11 protein-coding genes and 1 pseudogene are annotated in these 20,493 nt (G+C 43.2%); 1 reads left to right on the plus strand and 11 read right to left on the minus strand.

From position 1 onward, the window contains the following. Positions 1 to 721: 721 nt before the first annotated feature. The 7 genes from BSCG_RS13250 to BSCG_RS13220 all read right to left on the minus strand — a co-directional run bounded on the left by BSCG_RS13250 (position 722) and on the right by BSCG_RS13220 (position 14,103). Complete coding sequence (locus BSCG_RS13250; protein WP_004313831.1) at positions 722 to 1,531, minus strand: Fic family protein; 810 nt, start codon at positions 1,529 to 1,531, stop codon at positions 722 to 724. Positions 1,532 to 1,744: 213 nt separating this feature from the next. Then, positions 1,745 to 3,997 carry a glycoside hydrolase family 3 C-terminal domain-containing protein gene (locus BSCG_RS13245; protein WP_008770461.1) on the minus strand — a complete coding sequence of 751 codons (2,253 nt, stop codon included), beginning with the start codon at positions 3,995 to 3,997 and terminating at the stop codon, positions 1,745 to 1,747. A 185-nt stretch (positions 3,998 to 4,182) separates the two neighbouring features. Beyond that, complete coding sequence (locus BSCG_RS13240) at positions 4,183 to 6,180, minus strand: DUF5125 domain-containing protein (protein ID WP_004313829.1); 1,998 nt, start codon at positions 6,178 to 6,180, stop codon at positions 4,183 to 4,185. 22 nt (positions 6,181 to 6,202) lie between these two features. Continuing rightward, positions 6,203 to 7,693 (minus strand): glycoside hydrolase family 30 protein, encoded by a 1,491-nt coding sequence (locus BSCG_RS13235; RefSeq protein ID WP_004313828.1) that lies wholly within the window; start codon positions 7,691 to 7,693, stop codon positions 6,203 to 6,205. A gap of 30 nt (positions 7,694 to 7,723) precedes the next feature. Next, positions 7,724 to 9,259: a RagB/SusD family nutrient uptake outer membrane protein gene (locus BSCG_RS13230; RefSeq protein WP_083793660.1), complete on the minus strand. Its 1,536-nt coding sequence runs from the start codon at positions 9,257 to 9,259 to the stop codon at positions 7,724 to 7,726. Then, the gene (locus BSCG_RS13225) at positions 9,259 to 12,264 is read right to left on the minus strand and encodes a SusC/RagA family TonB-linked outer membrane protein (RefSeq protein ID WP_008776124.1); all 3,006 of its coding nucleotides are present in this window, start codon (positions 12,262 to 12,264) and stop codon (positions 9,259 to 9,261) included. The genes BSCG_RS13230 and BSCG_RS13225 overlap by 1 nt, the downstream gene beginning before the upstream one ends. A gap of 210 nt (positions 12,265 to 12,474) precedes the next feature. Then, the gene (locus BSCG_RS13220; protein WP_008776125.1) at positions 12,475 to 14,103 is read right to left on the minus strand and encodes a DUF6377 domain-containing protein; all 1,629 of its coding nucleotides are present in this window, start codon (positions 14,101 to 14,103) and stop codon (positions 12,475 to 12,477) included. A gap of 199 nt (positions 14,104 to 14,302) precedes the next feature. Here BSCG_RS13220 and BSCG_RS13215 point away from each other — a divergent pair, with 199 nt between their 5' ends. Further along, positions 14,303 to 15,091 (plus strand): aspartate dehydrogenase domain-containing protein, encoded by a 789-nt coding sequence (locus BSCG_RS13215; protein ID WP_008776126.1) that lies wholly within the window; start codon positions 14,303 to 14,305, stop codon positions 15,089 to 15,091. On the opposite strand, the gene BSCG_RS13210 is transcribed toward BSCG_RS13215, so the two are convergent. The 4 genes and pseudogenes from BSCG_RS13210 to BSCG_RS13195 form a co-directional block, all read right to left on the minus strand. After that, positions 15,074 to 15,958: an NAD(P)-dependent oxidoreductase gene (locus BSCG_RS13210; RefSeq protein ID WP_008776127.1), complete on the minus strand. Its 885-nt coding sequence runs from the start codon at positions 15,956 to 15,958 to the stop codon at positions 15,074 to 15,076. The two genes, BSCG_RS13215 and BSCG_RS13210, sit on opposite strands and share 18 nt — an antisense overlap. Positions 15,959 to 16,466: 508 nt before the next feature. Next, positions 16,467 to 18,153: pseudogene (locus BSCG_RS13205) on the minus strand (leucine-rich repeat protein). Positions 18,154 to 18,362: 209 nt separating this feature from the next. Then, a complete protein-coding gene (locus BSCG_RS13200) occupies positions 18,363 to 19,463 on the minus strand; it encodes an AraC family transcriptional regulator (RefSeq protein WP_004309880.1) in 1,101 nt (366 codons plus the stop codon). Positions 19,464 to 19,719: 256 nt separating this feature from the next. Continuing rightward, the gene (locus tag BSCG_RS13195) at positions 19,720 to 20,343 is read right to left on the minus strand and encodes an HU family DNA-binding protein (protein WP_008776129.1); all 624 of its coding nucleotides are present in this window, start codon (positions 20,341 to 20,343) and stop codon (positions 19,720 to 19,722) included. Positions 20,344 to 20,493 lie beyond the last annotated feature (150 nt).

The raw sequence follows: 20,493 nt of genomic DNA on the forward strand, positions 1-20,493 counted from the left end.
TCATCCTTCACCTCCTTCACAAAATAAAAGTAAGCGTCTTTTAGTTTTGCACTCGAAAGAGAGACTTCTTATAAGCTTTAAGATTGTTAACGAAGAACTAGTAAGCCCCCAAGTTTAGATAGCTTTTTATCGATATAGCTCCTTAGCAGATATTAACAAGATTGTTTCTCTTTCTTTCAAATAACCAGACTAAAAGACGCTTATATCGTATAGATTAAGGGTCTATACACCCTATTTGTTGGGCATATAGATCCAATGTATTGGTCATATAGATCTAACACGTTGGATATATATATCGTGCGTCTTGGGTATATATAGCCAACAACTCAAGTATTAATAGCCTAAATACAAAGTATTAATAGTCGATAGCTCAAATGTTAATACTTGATGGAGCGTTTGCTATGAGCTTATTAATTTTAGCTGATAGCATATTCGTTTTTGCTTATAGCATATTTACTTTAGCTTATGGCATATAAAAAGAACAGTGAAGAGTGTGAAGGATGATTCTTTATTATTTTATGTACCTCTTCCACCATAAATATCTGGTCTATAACTATTCAGCTAACGGTGAAACTGATGAACCTTTATTTAAAACTATTAGAGAATTACATAAGTTCGATATTAATAAATGCAACCGCCGTTACTGTAATGGTGATTTCGTTAATGAAAAACAACACAATATACAATGGGTGGAAGTCTTATCAAAAGAAGCCCTACAAGATTAAAACATAAAACTAAATCCTTTATCGTGAGAAGCTTTATATTTTTGAATTTCCAAAGACAGTGATTTTTTCAATTGCACCGCCATGAAATCCAAAAAAGGCTGGTTGGTTTCATCATCTTGCGCCTGTTGTAAAGAAAGGATATAATCTGCCCTATCCTCCTTAAAAATCTTAGCGGGGAAAAGATGATAGCAGAATTGAATATAGTTCATCAGTAAGCGAGCTGCTCTCCCGTTGCCATCCACCCAAGGATGAATAGTCACTAAATTGAGGTGAGCATTAAAACTTAATTCGTATTGTTCACGGAACGTTTCCACATTCTTTTGCCGTTCCTGCAACAAGAAACAAAGTTCTTCTACTTTAACAGGTACTTTTTGATAACCCATATAAGAACGCCCACCTACACCAGCCGTAACGCCACACAAACGGAACTCACCTCTGGAAGAATCGAAAGAGCCGCCTATTGTATTATGCCTTCCCCCTGTTGTCCGCATCAAAGTAGCGTTTAACTTCTGCAAAAAAGCAGGAGTTATAACAGTATTGCGTTGCGCTTCCTTTTTAGCAAGCTCGTATGCTTTCTTCAAGTCCTCATTCATCAGATGATATACCAACGGCTTTCCTTTAGCTGTTACACCTTCATCGAAAAGAAGCTGTGCATCCATTTCGGTTAGTGTAGAACCCTCAATGGCTGTAGAATGGGTAATAAGAGAATAGAGGTAGTACTTCTCATAGTCCACCGACTGACTGATACCGAGTTGCTGAAACTCCTTATACAGTTCCTCTATTTCCAGCCAAATACCTTTTTCCATAATTAGGTTACCTTAATTGTTATTTTTCCCAAAATTACTTCTGATACAACACTTTACCAAGCGAAACGACTACTTTCTTACTATTTTTTTGCAAACGCTGGGAAAATTAGGCAATAAAAAAACGCTAAGTCGATTTGTTGCAATCACTTAGCGTTTTCCGAGTACCCAGACTCTCTGTCATCTCCTTAAAAAAATCTCTAACCAAACATCTACCTATTTCAACTCAAATGGTACAGTACCTTTAATATCTCTGGATGAACTACCGATGATTGCCTCAAACTTACCCGGTTCGGCCACCCATTCGTGTTTAGCATCATCGAAGAAGCTCAATGCTTTCTTATCAATCGTCAGCGTTACCGCCTTCTCTTCTCCCGGAGCCAGTTTCACTTTCTGAAAACCTTTCAACTCTTTTACCGGACGAGGGAGAGAGGATTTCTTATCACTGATATAAAGCTGAACAACTTCCTGACCTTCACGAGTTCCTGTATTCTTCACATTGACCGTGAAAGAGATAGTATCATCTACTGTCATTGTTTTCTTGTCAGCCGAAGGCTTTCCATAAGCGAAAGTAGTGTAGCTCAATCCGTGTCCGAACGGGAACAGCGGTTTGATTTTTTCTTTATCCGCCCAACGGTAACCTACAAAAATATCTTCCCGATAGATTTCATTAATCGTATCTCCTCTATGTTTAGACTGTGCCAGTTCCTCCTTATTGCCCGGATATTCGCCCAATTTATGAGCCCCTACATCTTCCAGTTTTGCCGGGAAGGTGAAAGGAAGTTTTCCCGAAGGATTGGCGTCTCCTACCAATACGGAAGCAAGAGCTGTTCCGGCTTCCGAACCCAGGAACCAGCCTTGTACAATGGCCGGCACTTCATTTACCCAAGGCATAGCCACAGCATTGCCGGAGATATTGACCACGATCAGGTTTTTATTCACCTTTGCGAGTTCACTAATCACTCTATCCTGTGCGTATGGTAAACCTAAAGAAGCACGGTCCGAATCTTCACAATCCTGATGATTGCTCTTGTTCAAGCCACCGAAGAAGACTACATAGTCGGCATCTTTAGCCACTTGCAAAGCTTCTGCAAGCAATTCATCTTCCGAACGGTTATCTTTCAAGTCCTGACCGGTTTTCACACCGTTATACTCTCCTGTCGGGTCGCCTACATACCCACGGGCATATACTACTTCTGCTTTTGAGCCCACACGACTTTTCAGTCCATCCAATGGAGAAATTTCATATTTCACTTTCAAAGAAGAACTACCACCGCCCACAGTCATCATCTTAATGGCATTTTCACCGATAACGGCTATTTTCTTAGCTTTATTCAAATCGATAGGCAATAAGTTACCGTTGTTCTGCAACAGTACAATCCCTTCTTCTCCAATCTGACGTCCGGCTTGCCCGTGTTCGGGAGAACCTAAAGAGCCAAATGGTTTGTGCGGGTCCATTGAAGTACGGAAAATCAGACGAAGGACATTACTAACCTTTTCATCCAGTTCCTTTGTTCCTACTTTACCCTCTTTTATCAGTTTCAGGTAAGGGAAAGCAAGGTAATAATTATCATACGCATTTCTCGTTCCGGCAGACAGTCCGTTCGTCCATGAACCAAACTCCAAGTCCATGCCATTGTGAATAGCCTGTTCGGTGTTGTGCACACCTCCCCAGTCGGACACTACAACGCCATCAAAACCCCATTCATCACGAAGAATATCTTTAAGCAGACGTTTGTTGTGACAAGCGTGCTGTCCCTGATAAAGATTATAAGAGCCCATAATCGACCATGTTCCACCTTCCTGAACAGCCGCTTTAAAAGCAGGCAGGTATATTTCATAAAGAGCACGATCACTCAATTGCACATTGGTGGTATGACGGTTGAACTCCTGATTGTTCAATGCATAATGCTTCACACAGGCAGCTACCCCATTCTCTTGTACACCTTTGATGTAAGGAACCACCATAGTGGCGGACAGATACGGGTCTTCTCCCATATACTCGAAGTTACGTCCGTTCAAGGGAGTACGGTAGATATTCACACCGGGCCCCAACAAGATGTCTTTCTTGCGGTAACGCGCCTCTTCACCGATACTTTTCCCATAAAGATGCGACATTTCGGGATTCCATGTAGCAGAAAGACACGTCAATGCCGGATAGGCAATACAGGAATCGTTTGTCCATCCAGCCTGATCCCATTCATCCCACAACACTTCCGGACGGATACCATGAGGACCGTCGGTAGCCCATACTTCGGGAATTCCGAGGCGGGGAACGCCTGCCGAACTAAATTTAGACTGTGCATGAATCATCTTCACCTTTTCTTCAAGGGTCATCCGGTTCAATGCATCTTTCACTCTCTCTTCGATAGGCTTACCAGTGTCCAGATACACGGGCTTCTGCGCAAAGGCAGGCAACGCAGTTATCACAGACAAGCCAAGTAACATTGCTTTGAATTTCATGTTCATTTATGATATAAGAAATAAGTTCATACTTTATTTATATAGACTCCCAAACAGGGGATATTTCCTAGTTGCGGACGAGTTTATTAATGTTTTTTACATTATTCCGACCAAAGATGAATCCTGAAAGGGTACAATTCATCATACCCTTTCAGGATAGTTTCAATAAAAATCCGGCATTAATCTTCAGATCAATTTATTTTCTCAACCTTCAGATCAGCATTTGCATTGCCATTCGTTACATCAATGGTAAATCGATAGACAGCTCCTTCTTCAAATGCTTTATTATCCTGCATTTCCAAATTTCCGGAATCTGCAAGTTTAAGCTGTTCCACTAAAATAGAGCTTGCATAATTGCCGAATTCTCCTCCCCAATCATTTTGATGGAAGAACTTAAAACTAATCACTTCCGGGTCACCACTAGTCTTCAACGTTTCCCCGGCTTTCAAGGTTAGCTGATACTTTTTAGAAGCAACTTGCGCCAGACAGAGCGCTTTACTTGGCTCCCAACCTACTTCGGAAGACGTAACAGAAGGCTTACCGATTCCTTTTCCGATAGCCCAGATTGCACCCGTTCCGTCATCTTGCAATTTGGCCGGTTTACCATCTTTCAAAGCCATTACAGAAAAATACTTCAAAACAGCATTAGCTGTCACCCGATAATCTCCGTTAATCGGCAGGAACTTCAATGCACCATCACTTTGTTTCTCAAAGAAGTCAGGATCGATCCACCATTCATTCAAATTATCAATGCCTGTAACAGTTATCATTTGTCCTTGTGTAAACGCCTGATCCGACTTATATATATCAGTATCTGTCACCTCCATCTTATCATTACCAAAGAAAATATCCGGTGCAGGTAAATCTACCTTCCCTACTTTCTCCACTGTCAACACAGCCTTGGTATTGCCTTTCGTCACATCAACTGTAAACCTGTAAATACCTCCTCTTTCGAACTTTTGACCTTCTTCCAGTCCCAAGTTTCCGTCCGATGAGATTTTAACCAATTCACTCGTTGTAGAAATAGCATCACCCTTAAACTCGCCGTTGTCCCATTTATTGATATGGAAGAACTTAAAGTTAATATCATCCACTTTCATGGTAACGCCAGCTATAAATGTCAGCTGATACTTCTTCGCAGTAAGCTGTGGCATACACAGACCGTTTTCCGGAGTCCACCCTACTTCAGAAAGTGCCACCGACGGTTTACCGATTCCTGTTCCAATAGCCCAGATAGCACCTGTTCCATCATCCTGCAACTTGGCAGCCTCACCATTCTTCAAAGCAATGACAGAGAAATACTTCATTTTACCATTGGCTGTTATTTGGTAACTTCCGTCAATCGGCAGGAATTTCAATGTTCCATCTTCCTGCTTTTCAAAATAATCCTGGTCTATCCACCAATTATCATAATCAGGCACCCCTTCAAACGCTAGAATGTCATTCTTCTTCAAAGTCAACTTGATTGCATAGATATCATTCTCTACCAATTCCATATCTTCACCGTTCACCTTTAACTTGGCAAATGGTTCTGCCTCGTAAGTCAACGTATTAAACTTGATAGCATAATTTCCCGGTTCCGTATTAGAAAATGAGATAGCATTAGTAGAACCGGCTTCAATCGTTCCATTCTCCCAGCCGAAGGTCAATTCGTTCCCATTCTCTCCCACTTTCGGAGTCTTGATATACGCTTTCATCTTTTGCGAGAAGTCTCCTGTCACACTATACTTGTACATGGCTTGCCGTTCCATCCGGTACTCTTTTCCTTCCTCATCCACTAATGTCAGATAGGGGAAGTCCGGTCGTGCCAGAGCGAGTTCTTTCGTCATTTCTGTGGTAGTAAAATGAATGTTCTGAAGAATATATTTCAAAGTTGCCTTTCCATTAGGAATATTAGCATAATAAGGAACAAAGATTTTACCAGTATAGTCATTTCCGCTTGTCTTTGTACGGATGACCGTTTCAGACACTTGTTCTTCTCCATAAAAAAGCTGTGCTTTCAACGTAGAAAGAGGCACATCCACATCCGAGGCTTTAATCGTAAACGGAAGACTGTCACCAAAAAGAGCATCTGCATTCTCTGCTTTGATTTCCATACTCGGATTACCGGGCAAGAATTCGTCATCATTACAGGAGTTCATGGATAACATTCCTGCCAAAGCCACTATAATATAACTGTTTTTTTTCATTGTCTTGATCGTTTTAAAGTTCTTATTCCGACTTTGCCCAACGATAGGAAGTCACAGATTTGCCCGGAACATCATAAGCAAAATGACGCTTACCATCACTTAAGGTTATCTTTTTAGTCTTTTCATTATTATTCATCAGTACAAAAGCGTATGTTCCATCCGGATTCTCGAAAGCAGAATACATGATATTGCTATCAGCATAGCCGGATGCACCGATACGTACCGCTCCCGGTTTCACCACACTTGAGAGATGGGCGATGATATAATAATGTGAGTTGCGGATAATTGTCTTATAGTCGCTATTACTGATATCCACCGCTCCGTAGCAAGTCTGGCAACCGCCTTCACGGTTAGGAGCACGGTCATTATCAAGCATCAGGTTCCACACTATAACTCCCCGACACCAGTTGTTGATCGTCCCCAATGCTACTTCTTTCATATCTTCCAGCAATCGTTTCGACAAATCACGTCCGCTATTCCATGTTCCGATAGAAGTCTCCGTGAAAAGAAGTTCCTTTTCAGGATAGGCTTTATGTATATTTAAAAGCTCTTCGCGATTCCCGCCATAGTTGTGATAAGCAGCTCCGGCCAGGTATTGGGAAGCAGCTGCGTCCTCATACATCTTACCAGGGTAGTTCTTTTCCGTTTCAATATCACTATAATCATAGTTATGATCGTATGCATAAATTTTCGTAGCCAGTCCGGCTGTTTTGAATTTAGGTCCGAGCGCTGTTTTCACAAAGTCCCTCTGTTCTTCCCAACTCATATAAAGCGAAGCGGAATTACCACGGTTCAACGGTTCGTTCTGGGGAGTTACAGCATAAATATCAATGCCTTCGGCGTTGAATGCTTGTACCCATTTCACAAAATAAGTGGCATAGTCCTGATAATAGGCTGGATTCAGTTGACCGTTTGTCCATGAATCCAGCGGAGTAAGATCTGTGAGACTCTTTACTTTCATCCATTTTGGACAAGTCCAAGGGGCGGCAATGACTTTAATAGAAGGATTGATGCTCAAAATCTCTTTCAGAATCGGAAGGATATAGTCTTTCTCTTCACTTTGCAAAGCAAAATGCTCAATACCTTTCGTATCACAGCAGGTATATTCGCTCAATGAAAAGTCGGAACAGCCGATAGAGATACGGATATAGCTAAATCCGAAGCCTTTGTCGTCAGAGAATGTTTCCGTAAGGAAGGCGTGACGATCTTCCGGTTTCATTTGCAGAAGATTAAAACAAGTGGCGCCTGTGATAGCAGCTCCGAAGCCGTCCATTGTCTGATATTGTTCAGTCGGATTCAATGTGATTGAAGTAGGTGCCAAATTATCTTTCGAGCTGAAATTAACGGCATCACGGGTCAAATCGCGAGTCAGGCTGCTAGTGGTTGCATAAATAGTTACATCTCCGGTCGGAACAGGTGTAACCGGTTTCTCCGCATCGTCACTGTTGCTGCATGCAGCTAATATGGTGAAGCATCCTAAAAAGGTCAATGCTATATTTCTCATGTCTATCATAATCTTAAGTTTTCTATGTTTTTAGTTGAATTAATAACCCGGATTCTGGTGAATCTTATCATTCGCGTCGATTACCGACTGCGGAATTGGCAAACGATAAGAGTTCTTATCAAAAGTGTAAATCTGCGCTTTGCGACCTGAATCCTTGGAATACACTGCATTCATCACCTCTTCTACCTTGTCCAGACGGACCAGATCAAACCATCGTTGTCCCTCAAAAGCCAGTTCTAACCGACGTTCTTTAAGTAAGGCATTCAGCAGGACGTTTTTGTTTGAACGGACAGAGGTGGGAAGTGCTCCCAATTTGGCACGGTCGCGAACTTTATCTATTATATCGGCGGCTCCTTCCAAATCCGGCGTATCCTGCATAATCAGTGCTTCTGCTTTCAGCAACAGGACATCGGCATAACGATACTTGATGATACTGCTGTTGGCAGAGCGGCATTTATACATGAACGGATAATTATCAGACGGATAATAGTTGCTCCAATTACAATCGTAATAGACTATTGATTCTTTGAAACGGACTTCATCCCCTTCCTGTTTGAAAGCACTAATCAGGTCACGGGACGGAGTCACCCATTTCGCCCACGTGAAATTGTTATTCCAGTTCACGAGATCACGCCCGAACATCCATGTACACCAGTTACCTGCTCCGGATGTAAATTGTGCTTCAAGAATCGATTCTTTTGTATTACGCATCTTTGCATCTGTTCCCGCAGCATTCATTCCAAACAAATCACTGAAATCATCTACCAGATCAAAACCGTCCTCTTTCACCTCATCACAATATTGGATAACTTTCGTATAATCACGCAAAGGTTTCTCGGCATATATTTTAGCCAATAAGGTACGAGCTACAGATTTAGTAAACAACGTCTTATTCCCCGGCGTATTGTCTGGAGCATACAATACTGCATCCAACAAATCCTTTTCAATCTGCTGATAAGCTTCAAGTTCCGTATTTTGTTTGGGGAAATATTGTGGATATACCTCATCAATGTTTTCAGAAGTAATATCATCAGCCACCGTTGTAATCACAGGGAAATCACCCCACAGACGCACCATGTCAAACATTACCATGGCACGGAATATCTTCGCTTCTGCTTTGTATTGCGCCCGTTCGGCAGTAGTCAACGAATTATCTGTCACCAGGTCAATGTTACAAATGAGTTTATTGGCACGGGCCACATCCTCCAAATAACGGTTCCAGTCACGTTCCAATACAGAATTGGAACCTTCAATCGAGTTATTCTCAAACGGAACAACTTCCGCTCCGGTAGTACCGGCATAAGCATTATCCGAATGGGAGTCTGCAATCAAAAGTAAATCCACATACCAATGTTCCTGACGGTCACGCATTTGATTATAAAGCGTTGTCAGATGACTTTCAACTGCAGCTTTATCCTTGAATACGATTTTTGTACCATCACTTGTCACTCCTTCCGTCACATCCGAATAGGTGTCTAATGGCTCATAATTCAGCGAGCAGGAAGAAAGTCCCAATAGCAAGCCGGAGGTTAATCCGTAAAATATAGTTCTTAGTTTCATAATCTTTCCTTTCATTAGAATTCAACATTAATACCAAACACGTATGATCTGCAATGAGGGTAAGTACCCCAATCGATACCTTGTACCGTACCGCTGTTACCCCATTGGTTTACTTCCGGGTCCATTCCCGAATAGCTGGTCCATGTCAGCAGGTTAGTAGCCGTGAAGTAAGGTTGCAAACGGGTAATTCCCCATTTCTTCAACAGTTTACCTTTAACGTTATAGGACAAGGAAACATCCTTCAATCTTAAATAACTGCCATCTTCTACAAAATAGGTAGAATTGAGCAATTTGAAATTAGCCTTAGGCACGTCTGTTATCTGTCCGGGTATTTTCCAACGATTCAGTACACGGGTCGACTGATTCTTACCATCATACATACCTTCCGTTTCAATACGTGAAGCATTATAAATATCGTTTCCATAAGAACCTTGGATAAAGATACTCAAATTAAAGCCTTTCCATGAAAAGGTATTAGTCATACCATAGGTGAAATCCGGATTCGGATCACCGATATAGGTACGGTCGGAAGATGATATTTTACCGTCATTGTTCAAATCACGATACATCAATTCACCGGTTTCAGGATCTACCCCATCACTTATATAACCGTAGAAACCTCCCAAAGCACGGCCCGGCTCATTACGTACCACATAGTCATTCACCACATCCGCAGTTTTAGCATCGTAATAAACTTTCTGTAATTCCAGTTTTGTCAATTTATTCCGGTTAAAAGAGATATTGAAGTCTGTATCCCATGTAAATGCTCCTCCACGAAGATTTTTCGAACTAATAGAAAGCTCAAAACCCTTATTTACCATTTCACCCTCGTTACGGGCAATAGACGTAGCGGCTGCGGCACCGGCAGGTAATGATACATTCATCAACATGTTTTTGGTCTTCTTATAATAATAGTCGGCATTAAACGTCAACCGTCCATTCAATATGGTCAGATCCAGACCTATATTGGTCTGTGTCGTGGTTTCCCATGTTAAATCAGATGTACGCAAGTTGGCCTGGCTAATGGTAGGAACAGCATTTGCATAATCAGTAGAATCACCTTCGCCGCCTTTCTTAAACCATTCGATACGACCGATATTGTAACGCTGCAAATATGCATAGTCACCAATACCCGACTGGTTACCGGTTTGTCCCCAGCCACCGCGCAATTTTAAATCGTCAATCCATGTCAGGTTCTCCATGAACTTTTCCGAAGAAATACGCCAGGCTGCAGAGAATGAAGGAAATACGCCCCAACGATGATCGGGATGCAATTTAGAAGAACCATCGGCACGAAGATTAGCTGTTACCAGGTATTTACTGTCGAAGTTATAAGCTACACGTCCGAAGAATGACATAATTCCCCATTGGGACGCACCCGTACCTGTATTATCCCAAGATATTTTATTGGCAGCATTCAGCGTTTGAATCTGATCGCTACGATAGTGGGATCCATTGATCCAGCTATTTGAATAGTCTGAATCCGTCCATGACGAACCGGCCATTACTTCCAAGCCATGTTTCTTGAAGTTTTTATTATAAGTCAATACATTATCAAATGTCAGCACTGTGTTCATATTCCGATTGTCCGAAGCCTCACCGTACTGATTGCGGCCCCAAGCAGTAGAAACCGGATCAAGAAAAGTGGTATTAACGGCGTTGCGACGGTCAAGAGTAAGAGTAGACTTAAACTTCAGTTCCGGAAATGGAGTCAGCAATATATTACCCGATGCCAACAAGCGGTTTTCTTTGTCTTTGTTATTTTTCGCACGGGCCATATTTTCTAATGGATTGGTGATATTACCCACTCCATAGAAGTTATTGTAATACTGATTAGGGTTCAAAGCGTCCCACACCGGCGCATAAGTCGGTGTATTGATAACAGCCAGAATAACACCACCCCGATTCGAGCCTGTTCCCATTGCTCCGCCTCCATTGCTTGTATAATCTGAATAAGAGATATTAGCACTTACTGTCAGCCATTTACGAACCTGATTTTCCAGATTTACCCGGAAATTGTAACGCTTGTAATAAGAGATGTCCAACACTCCCTGTTCTTTGAGGTAACCCGCAGAAAGGTAATATTTCATTTTCTCATTACCATTGGATACAGCTACCTGATAATTTTGAGTCTTTCCGGTCGTATACGTTTCATCAAACCAGTCGGTGCGATCGGGTAATCCGTCCGGCAAAGACACTAGTCCGATTTCATCCTGCAATTCTTTATATTGTGCTGCATTCAGGGATTCTACTTTATCGGCCACTTTGTTCAGACCGAACTGGGCTGTCAAAGAAACTTTGGCATTACCGGATGCACCGGCCTTCGTAGTAATTAGAATGACTCCGTTAGCAGCACGCGAACCGTAGATAGATGCCGATGAAGCATCTTTCAATATCTGCATACTCTCAATATCATTCGGAGAAAGGAACTTGATATTGTCTACAGGCACTCCATCTACTACATACAGCGGATCATTACTACCATTCATTGAAGTAGTACCACGAACACGGATAGACATTTCACCGCCCGGCGTACCGTTAGGCTGAATCACCGAGACACCGGCTGCCTTACCTTGAATGGCCTGTCCTGCCGAAACGATAGGCCGCATATCCAAATCCTTGGTAGATACGGAAGAGATAGCGGTAGTCACATCTTTCCGTTTCACCGAACCATAACCGATGACCACCACTTCATCAAGCACTTCATTATCTTCCTGAAGTGTGATCTTCATCTGTTGGGCTGCCTTTACCTCCTGCGACTTATAACCCACATAAGAGAATATCAAAATGGCGTTTTGCTTAACGTTTAATGTGAAGTTGCCATCTAAATCGGTAATTGCTCCGTTAGACGTACCTTTCTCTTGTACACTAACACCGATTAGCGGTTCTTTTTGAGCATCCAGGACCTGACCGGATGCAGTAATTTGCTGTGCGGATGCACTCAAAGATAAAAACATTGCCAAGATAGCAAAGAAAATCTTGCGACTCCCCGAAAGGATTTTTCGCCTGTTTTTTTTCATGCGTACTAAGTTTTAAAGTTAATAATAAGACGCTCGTCAGCAATGGGCTATTCTCATTACTTTCGAAGCACAGGTCAAAAGTATAAAGAAATTAAAGTGAGCTAACAAGGAGGGGGCAATAAGTGGATCACACAAAACGACAATCCACTCATTTTCACCTATTTACATTCAGAACATATACCTAAAAAAGTGGTTGATTTACAGTCCGAATTAGCGAATTTTTCGCACTAAATCGTCAAAATCCTCTCTCGATCCACGGGCTTTATTCCTTACTTTCGCCCGATAATTATAAATTGTATTCACTGAATAACGAAGAAACTCCGCAATTTGTGAACTATCTTCAATACCCAGACGTATCAAAGCAAAGATGCGCAGTTCAGTATTCAATAACTCGCCTTTCTTCGGTAAAATCTGTTCATTTTCCTGTAATAAGTCATTGAATTTTCCCACAAAGTTAGGGAAGAGATGCAAAAAGGCTGTATCAAAGTTAGCATACAATTCTTCCAGTTCTTCGTCAAGAGCATCTTGGGAACGCGTTATCTTTAATAACTCCGCAATTTGTCCGGCAGACACTTTCTTATTCACCATCCGCCGGTAAGCGTCTAAACGGTTGATATAAGTAGAACACAACTTGATGAAACGGGCAATATACTCTTCCTTGATCTGATTGGACTCCGAGAGTTCGATATTGGTAGAAGACAAGCAACTATTCATTTGCCTCAACTCCTCATTCAATCCGTTTAACTGCTTATTAGCTACCTGAAGATGATTTCTTGCATCTGCCAGCTTTTTCATCTGACGGTAGATATATCCCAAAGCTACAATCAACAACACCAATAGTGCAGTGATAAGCAGCAGGTTCTGTTGAAGACGGTCGTTCTGCTTTTCAATCATTGCCTGATAGGTTTTATCAATCAATGAAAGCACGTCAGCACTCTGCCAACTACGCAGACGGGCATTGTAGAACTTGGTCGCATTCCACGAAAAGCGCATATACTGGTACGCACGTTCCATATCACCATCTTCGTAAAGTAGCTGGGCAAGCATCCACAACGAAGCATGGTCCTTAATGGCAGAACGAATATCCGATATAGCAGAAAGACAAAGATTCCGTTTCTCTCCCAGACTATCATTACTGTACTTGTAAATCAAAGAACGATGATAAGTAGCCATCGCATATTGGGGAGTATATGGTTCTATTTTCGTCAACCGGAGATCATTCACTTTCAGGGCATCCTCATACTGGCGTTGATCGCGAAATGATGCTTCACGCATCAGCAGGTATTCTTCCGATTCCGGAGGCAATATAGCATATAATGAATCTCTATATGCCTGTGAAATACTCCAATAACGTCCCGAAAAGGTTTTATCCTGTGTATAAACGCCCAACTCGCCATACACATGGTCAAAGCAGGTGTAATAATCGGCTATTAAACGAGGAATGATTTTCCGACGATCTACCGATTCCAGCACATCAAGAGACTCTTTATACATTCCAGTTGATGATAATAATAGCGAAAGCTGCAACTGACTTTCTATCTTCCGGTCCGTATCACGCAAGCGCTCTGCAATCCGGATATTTTCATTCAAATAGTGGATTGCAGAGTCGCAGATAAAGGCTTTATATTCTTTGTATATCTGACTGTTCAGATTGTACTGTTCCGCGGAATTAGGTTCTATTCCGTGCGTCAGTTCTTTAAGGTGCTTGATACGTGATTCACGTTGAGCGACATAAGTCTCATGTTCTTGAATCGTCAAATCAAGCACATTCAACAGTGAGTCCAAGGTCTTATCGGCCCAGGTATATAATGGAAAAGAGAGAAGTAAAAGAAATATCAGGTTACTTTTTTTTCTATCGGAGTATTAAACTTTAATAGAAGATTACAAGATTAATAAAGACAAATGTAGAGAAAATCTTCGTAATCTTATTACAAATAGTTCATAAATTAAAGGAACAACCCCCGGATACATACCTGATGAAAATAAATACCATATTACCAACCGAAGCTCTTACCAATAAAAGTATTATCTTTGTTGCATGAAAAAATTAGTCATTGTAGGATGTGGACGACTTGCAGAAATCGTTGCGGATGCAGTTGTCAAAGGCTTATTACCAGATTATAATCTGGTAGGTGTCTATTCGCGTACGGCGTCAAAAGCAGCGCACATCGTAAATAAAATGCAGCAACATGGCAAGCCTTGCATTGCTTGTGCCAAATTGGAAGAGTTATTGGCATTAAAACCAGATTATCTGGTAGAATCGGCCTCTCCTGCCGCTATGCGGGAATTGGCTTTGCCGGCATTGAGAAACGGAACCTCTGTCATTACCTTGTCTATCGGTGCTTTGGCAGACGAGACATTCTATCAGGAAGTGACAGAAACCGCCAGAGCAAATGGTACACGGGTCTATATTGCATCCGGAGCTACCGGTGGATTCGATGTTTTAAGAACTGCCTCTCTGATGGGAAATACGACGGCCCGCTTCTTCAATGAAAAAGGTCCTAATGGACTCAAAGGAACTCCCGTTTATGATGATTCCTTGCAAACGGAGCAACGTACTGTTTTCTCCGGTAGTGCTGCGGAAGCTATTCGCCTCTTTCCAACCAAAGTGAATGTTACAGTTGCCGCTTCACGGGCTTCTGTCGGTCCGGAGAACATGCAGGTATCCATACAGTCTACTCCCGGATTTGTGGGAGATACGCAAAGAGTAGAAATCAAAAATGACCAGGTGCATGCCGTAGTAGACATTTATAGTGCTACATCGGATATTGCAGGGTGGTCAGTAGTGAGCACCCTGATTAATATCGCATCACCCATTGTATTCTGACAAATTGGCCAACACTTTTGCGCTCAAGCGGTCAAACGCCTGACGCGTGCGGCCAGTAGACACCTGCATACAACGTACATGCGGATGATTGAGCAGTTGCTCACCCCCCAATGCGCCTATCGTGTCACAAAAACAAAGGTTATCACCTTCCAGCCATTCAGTAAAAGCAGCCTCATCCCATGCTGGTGACAAACCGGTATTGAATAAGATCTTCCGGTTACCCATCTGCTTAAATTCCTCTTCGTGCAACAGAATCGTATTTTTATTAAGGCAACAACAAATGACTTCACTCTCTGCAAGGAGTTTCCCCAATGACAAAAAGCGATATCCTTTGGCAGTAGCCGCTTCTTTCTCACTGCGGGCATAATATGAAATATCAGCACCAAAGAACTTCAAAGCGTCCGCTATCATGCCGCCCGACTTACCCAGTCCGACTATTCCGACTTTCAATCCGGTGATCTCACGAGGCAACTCCTCCCACGATTCCTGCCCAAAGCCGTGCAAACAGCGCACCAACTCACTGACTACATATTCCACTACTCCCTCGTCACCATAATCCCGAATACCTGTCACCGTGATACCCCGTTCATTAGCATAGCGAATATCGACATTGGCACTTTCGGGAGAATAGAGTGAACAACACATTCCAATGTATTTCACATTCGGACAACACTCGAGTACATACCGGTTGATACGGGAGGTATAACTCAAAAGCACCGCATCAGCATCTCCGATACGGGCAATGATTTCATCATCATTCGCGGGTATGTCAGGATACATCACCACCTGACCGGCAAATGAATACAACGCTTTTTCGGCCGACGGAACCAGACTGACCGGCTCTATAGCTACAAGTTTCTGAAACATCGTTTTTTTATTTTAGATTATTCGCGGTTAAGATAACCAATTGAAGAATAAACACTTTGCATAATTTGGGGAATTGAGAGATAACAATTTGGTAACTGTGCGCATTTTAGCGATTTGCAGAGTTGTATCTTCAAGTAACTCTTTCGAATACAAAAGTAACAAAATTCTCTCAGGAAACAAACTCACGACCGGTTTTTATACAATTCGACAGTAAAAAAAACTCCGTTATTCGATAATCTTCCTTTTGACAGAGGACAGCTTTCCTAAGTCATGCGGAGTAAATTGTATAAAGCAAAAGGATCCCTGCAATTTGACAGTAGGGACCCTTTTTGCAAGTTGGGCGGAGATATATTTTGTAATCTGCCAATGGCAGAGCGTTTTTAATCGACTACTAATTAAGATATAATCTTTTTACGACAACATATGTCGTCTACCGCATCAGGCATAAAATTGGATTTCCCAAAATAAATCAGACCGCCTCGAAGTTCAACTTCGGGAAAGGCGCGGATTACGGTGGCGTGATGCTGACGCTCTTCCATTTCATGGGGGAACCGTTTTCCCCCCACAGTCCATTCGTTGTAGGCTGTGGCTGTGGGGACGGCAGTGCCACCATACTGCTTGTCGGCGTTCAGCACGAGGTCGCACTTGGCGGGATCGAATGCGTTATCTCCGGTATGACCGTCTCTGTTGTGAAAAACGGCGGTGTGCTCTATACTGGTGGTACCATCACTTATGCTAACGAAATCTCCGGCTGCGGTGGCTTCTATCCGGGTGAGAGCTTTGCAGCCCGTTACGATATAATTGCCGAACTGGGTACACTTCGGTATTTTGAGCGTTTCGAGGCCCGTGCATCCGTAGAAAGCCTCCTGGCCTATCGCAGTCACATTATCCAAAGCGAGCGTCTCCAATGAAGTGCATCCCCAGAATGCGTTTAGATTAATCCAGGTAACCTGCGAAAGATTCACCGTAGTCAGCGCAGCGCAACCTGAAAAAGCACCAGTTCCGATTACCTTCATATCATCGGGCAGCGTCACCTCCTGCAAGGCGGTGCAATTCGCAAAGGCGAGTTCGGGCAGAGTTGGCGTTGTACCCCAGTCCGTCACTCCGGTGAGGTCGCATTTCGTAATTTTTTTATTATTGATAAATGTACCCCAGTTACCGCCAATTCCTGTTTTGGAAAGTTCGCCCGTCAGCTTGAGGTCGGTGAAGCCTGCGGCGACGGCGGCACGGATGGTTAGCTGCGCTTCGTCGGCAGTCATGGAGGTCATGTCGATGTTGCCGGAAGTGGGGGGTGTGAAATTCTTCCGGCGCAGCTTGATTTGATGTTCCGCCGCCGGGTCGAGGTAAAGCTCGAAGTTGTCGGCGTACTTCTGAAACGGCTCTCCATAGAGGCTGACCATTGACTCCGGATTCACTTTCAGACGGTCGCAGTCCGCCTGCGTCAGTTGGTAACCGCCGGCACCTTGGGCGATGGAGGTTACACCGGTCATGGTGAAAAGGAGATGCACATCACCCGTGAGGGCTTTCGGAACGGAGATAAGGGGATGGGAGGCGGCCGAGTAAAAATCGCAGTTTAGGTCTATGTAAGCCCCGGCAGCGGTCTTTCCCCCGTTCAGCACGAGGGTGGCGCCCTCCTGGACGATTACACAGCACGAACTGCTGACTGCCGTGCAAGACAATTCGAAGCCCTCACCCAGTTCCAATACCGCTTTCTCGCCGACAGCCACAATCATGTCTCCATATTGCCCATTCATTGTCAATGCCACGTCTTTACCCAGCGTAATCCTGCCGTTGATAACACATACCGCAGATTTTATATCTTGCTGGACCAGATTGATATTGGTGAGTTCGATATAAACGGCATCGGCATCGGGGCTGAAATTGCCGAGGAAGTGGTAGTTGTTGCCGTCTTCCCAAGTCATGGTGTGGCCGCCGCCGTCTATCTTGAAGTGGCCGCTGCCGTTCATGGGAGGGGTGGTATAGTCACCTCCCGCGGGTATCGTGATGTTGCCGCCCAGCGTGACGAGTGTCGGAGCGTCGGCCGAGGTGCCGCCCGTCTGCAGGGCGTCGAGCAGGGCGTCGTAGGTGGTGACGGTGATACCTTCCGGCACGGGCTCCGTTACCGGATCGTCCTTGCTGCACGAAGCAAAGACTACTGTTGCACATAGCACTAACAAAGAACAAATCTTTTTCATGTTGTTTTATATTTGATTAATATTCATGGGAAAACAAAAAAGCGCAGAGCGGTTTATGCCCTACGCAGCAAAAATATAATGAAAATTTTGGATGATTGGTGCACGTTTACGCATATCTGACGTCGAAACGTGCAACACAAGTGTTTTTTTGTGGGTTTATTGTATGTTTAAACAAGCTGTATCACCCAATATACAACAGCTTGGAGGTGTTATCTATTTTTGTACTCGGTAAAAGATCCCCCTGTTATCTCCCGGAAGATTTTACAGAAATGGCTTTTGTGGGCAAAACCCGAAAGCTCGGCAATTCTCTCCATTGTATAATCCGGATGTTTCGCCATTTGCTCTGTGGCGTATTCTACCCGTTTATTGTTCACCCAACGTTTGAAACTCACCCCGTAAGTCGAATTGATGAATACAGATAGTTTCCGTTCCGGGATATGCAGAGCCTCGGCATAGTCGCCCAGCACAACACCCTGCTGGAGATACAATAATAGTTTTGCCATTTCATCTTCCAGTTCCCTGTCTCCTTCACTCTCCTTTGTCGGCTGCGATTCTTCCTTCTCCTCTATCGCGGGCAAAGCCTCATAGTAAAGTTTGTATTGGTAGTTGATATACCTCACTCCAAAGTTAAAGTAGTACACTGTAACCACCACCGTAATTATTCCGTCGAATAACGGGGCAGGGAATATACTGAACACCAGAACGGCAATGCCGATACAGGCAGCCTCGTAGAACAGTCTCGAAGCCCACCGGAATTCATATTTGTCGGTGTCGGAGAAATAGTTCTCAATCTTGGCCATATAATTCCGTTGCTCACGCCGGAATAAACGGACGTAAATCACGATCTGCGTCAGATAAGTAGCCGCAAATACAGTTCTTAACAAAAGAACCGGATTCGTGATATTCGCTATATACTCATCCACCGAATAGATCCTCACATCAGGAAATAGAAGTATCGTTAATAGATAGAGTCCCACAAAAAACAATGTCGGGCAGAGGTGTCGCAAAATATTTCGCCGGCAAACGTATGGTGAATGAAAAAGTATCAGTACGATAAAAGTAAAAAGCGCCGCCTGCAACTGTGCCGCAACGAGCACAGGCATTGCAAATATTTCGGCAACGCTCTCCTGTACCCTGTTGTAAAAGATAAGCGCATTGCACAGAGCCACGATAATCGATGCAATACCCAAGAATCGTTTGGCATTGCGGTAGTGCGGGTTTATCAGCTGTGGGGCTGTTTGAATCAACAGCAGAGCCATCCCCATCGTCAGACAACCGAAGATATTGAAGTAGTATATGATATCCAACATATTATAGTCTGTGTTATCGGTCAAACAACATTCGGACGAGAAATCCACTGTAAGGCTGTTTCATAGACACCTCATCACCGTTTTACCTGTATTCACAGCCAAAGGTACTGTATTTTTTTAGCCATACATCATACTTATACCACATTTTGCACTGATTCAATCCATTCGGGTAGATACTACCTCTTCATTTCTCTGTTCTGTTCCCAATCTCCAATCTTGTACGACAAGGTTTCCATCGATATTCCGTTAGATTTCACTACTCGCCATCCGGTTCCTTTCGTGGCGGTGCAATGAAATGCATCTGATTACCCCGTCCCTCTCGCTTGATAATGCCTTCGGCTGCAAAAGATTTAAGATCGTCCAATGCAGTATTCTTCAGGCGTCCTGTAAGTTGCGTATAAGTGGCTCTTGTGATGAAGCCATGCTCTCCGATATATTGCAGGACGAGTTTCTCCAGATTGTTTCTGTCCCACTTACGCGAAGTGTTGAAATCGACACACTTTCTACGCTCCAAATCTCCGCGAATACCCACACGCATACTCTTGGAAGCACGGAAATTCACCCCGTTGAAAACTACGGATTCAGAACGAATATCATTCTTATTTGCTACCAATCGGGAAGCTTTCACTTTGGCTGAAAAGAAGCCGAACTCTCCCAATTCGACGCGGTATCCTTCACCTAGATATTGCAATACATCGTCTTTCAGTTCCATCAGGATACCTTCTATCACTCCTTCCTTAAATCCGGTTCTCTTAGCAACACCACGGATCAATCGTTCTGCCGGAATCGTTCCACTGTAGACAATGTCGGCATACATTGTTTCCGTTTCTCCTTCCTTAGTAGTCAAGGCAGGCTTCTTCTTTAAATTGTAAAAGGCCATAATCTTATTGTTATATTTAAGATTTTTCAGTGCAGAGAATAAAGATTTTCAGTGCAGAGATTTATCATTGTTTATGCACTCGGATAGTTGTCCGATTGTAACGGGACAATAGTCACTTTGTAAATAGCCTAATGTCACCTTATAAGGTGA

This window comes from Bacteroides sp. 2_2_4 (assembly GCF_000157055.1).
Lineage (GTDB): Bacteria > Bacteroidota > Bacteroidia > Bacteroidales > Bacteroidaceae > Bacteroides > Bacteroides ovatus.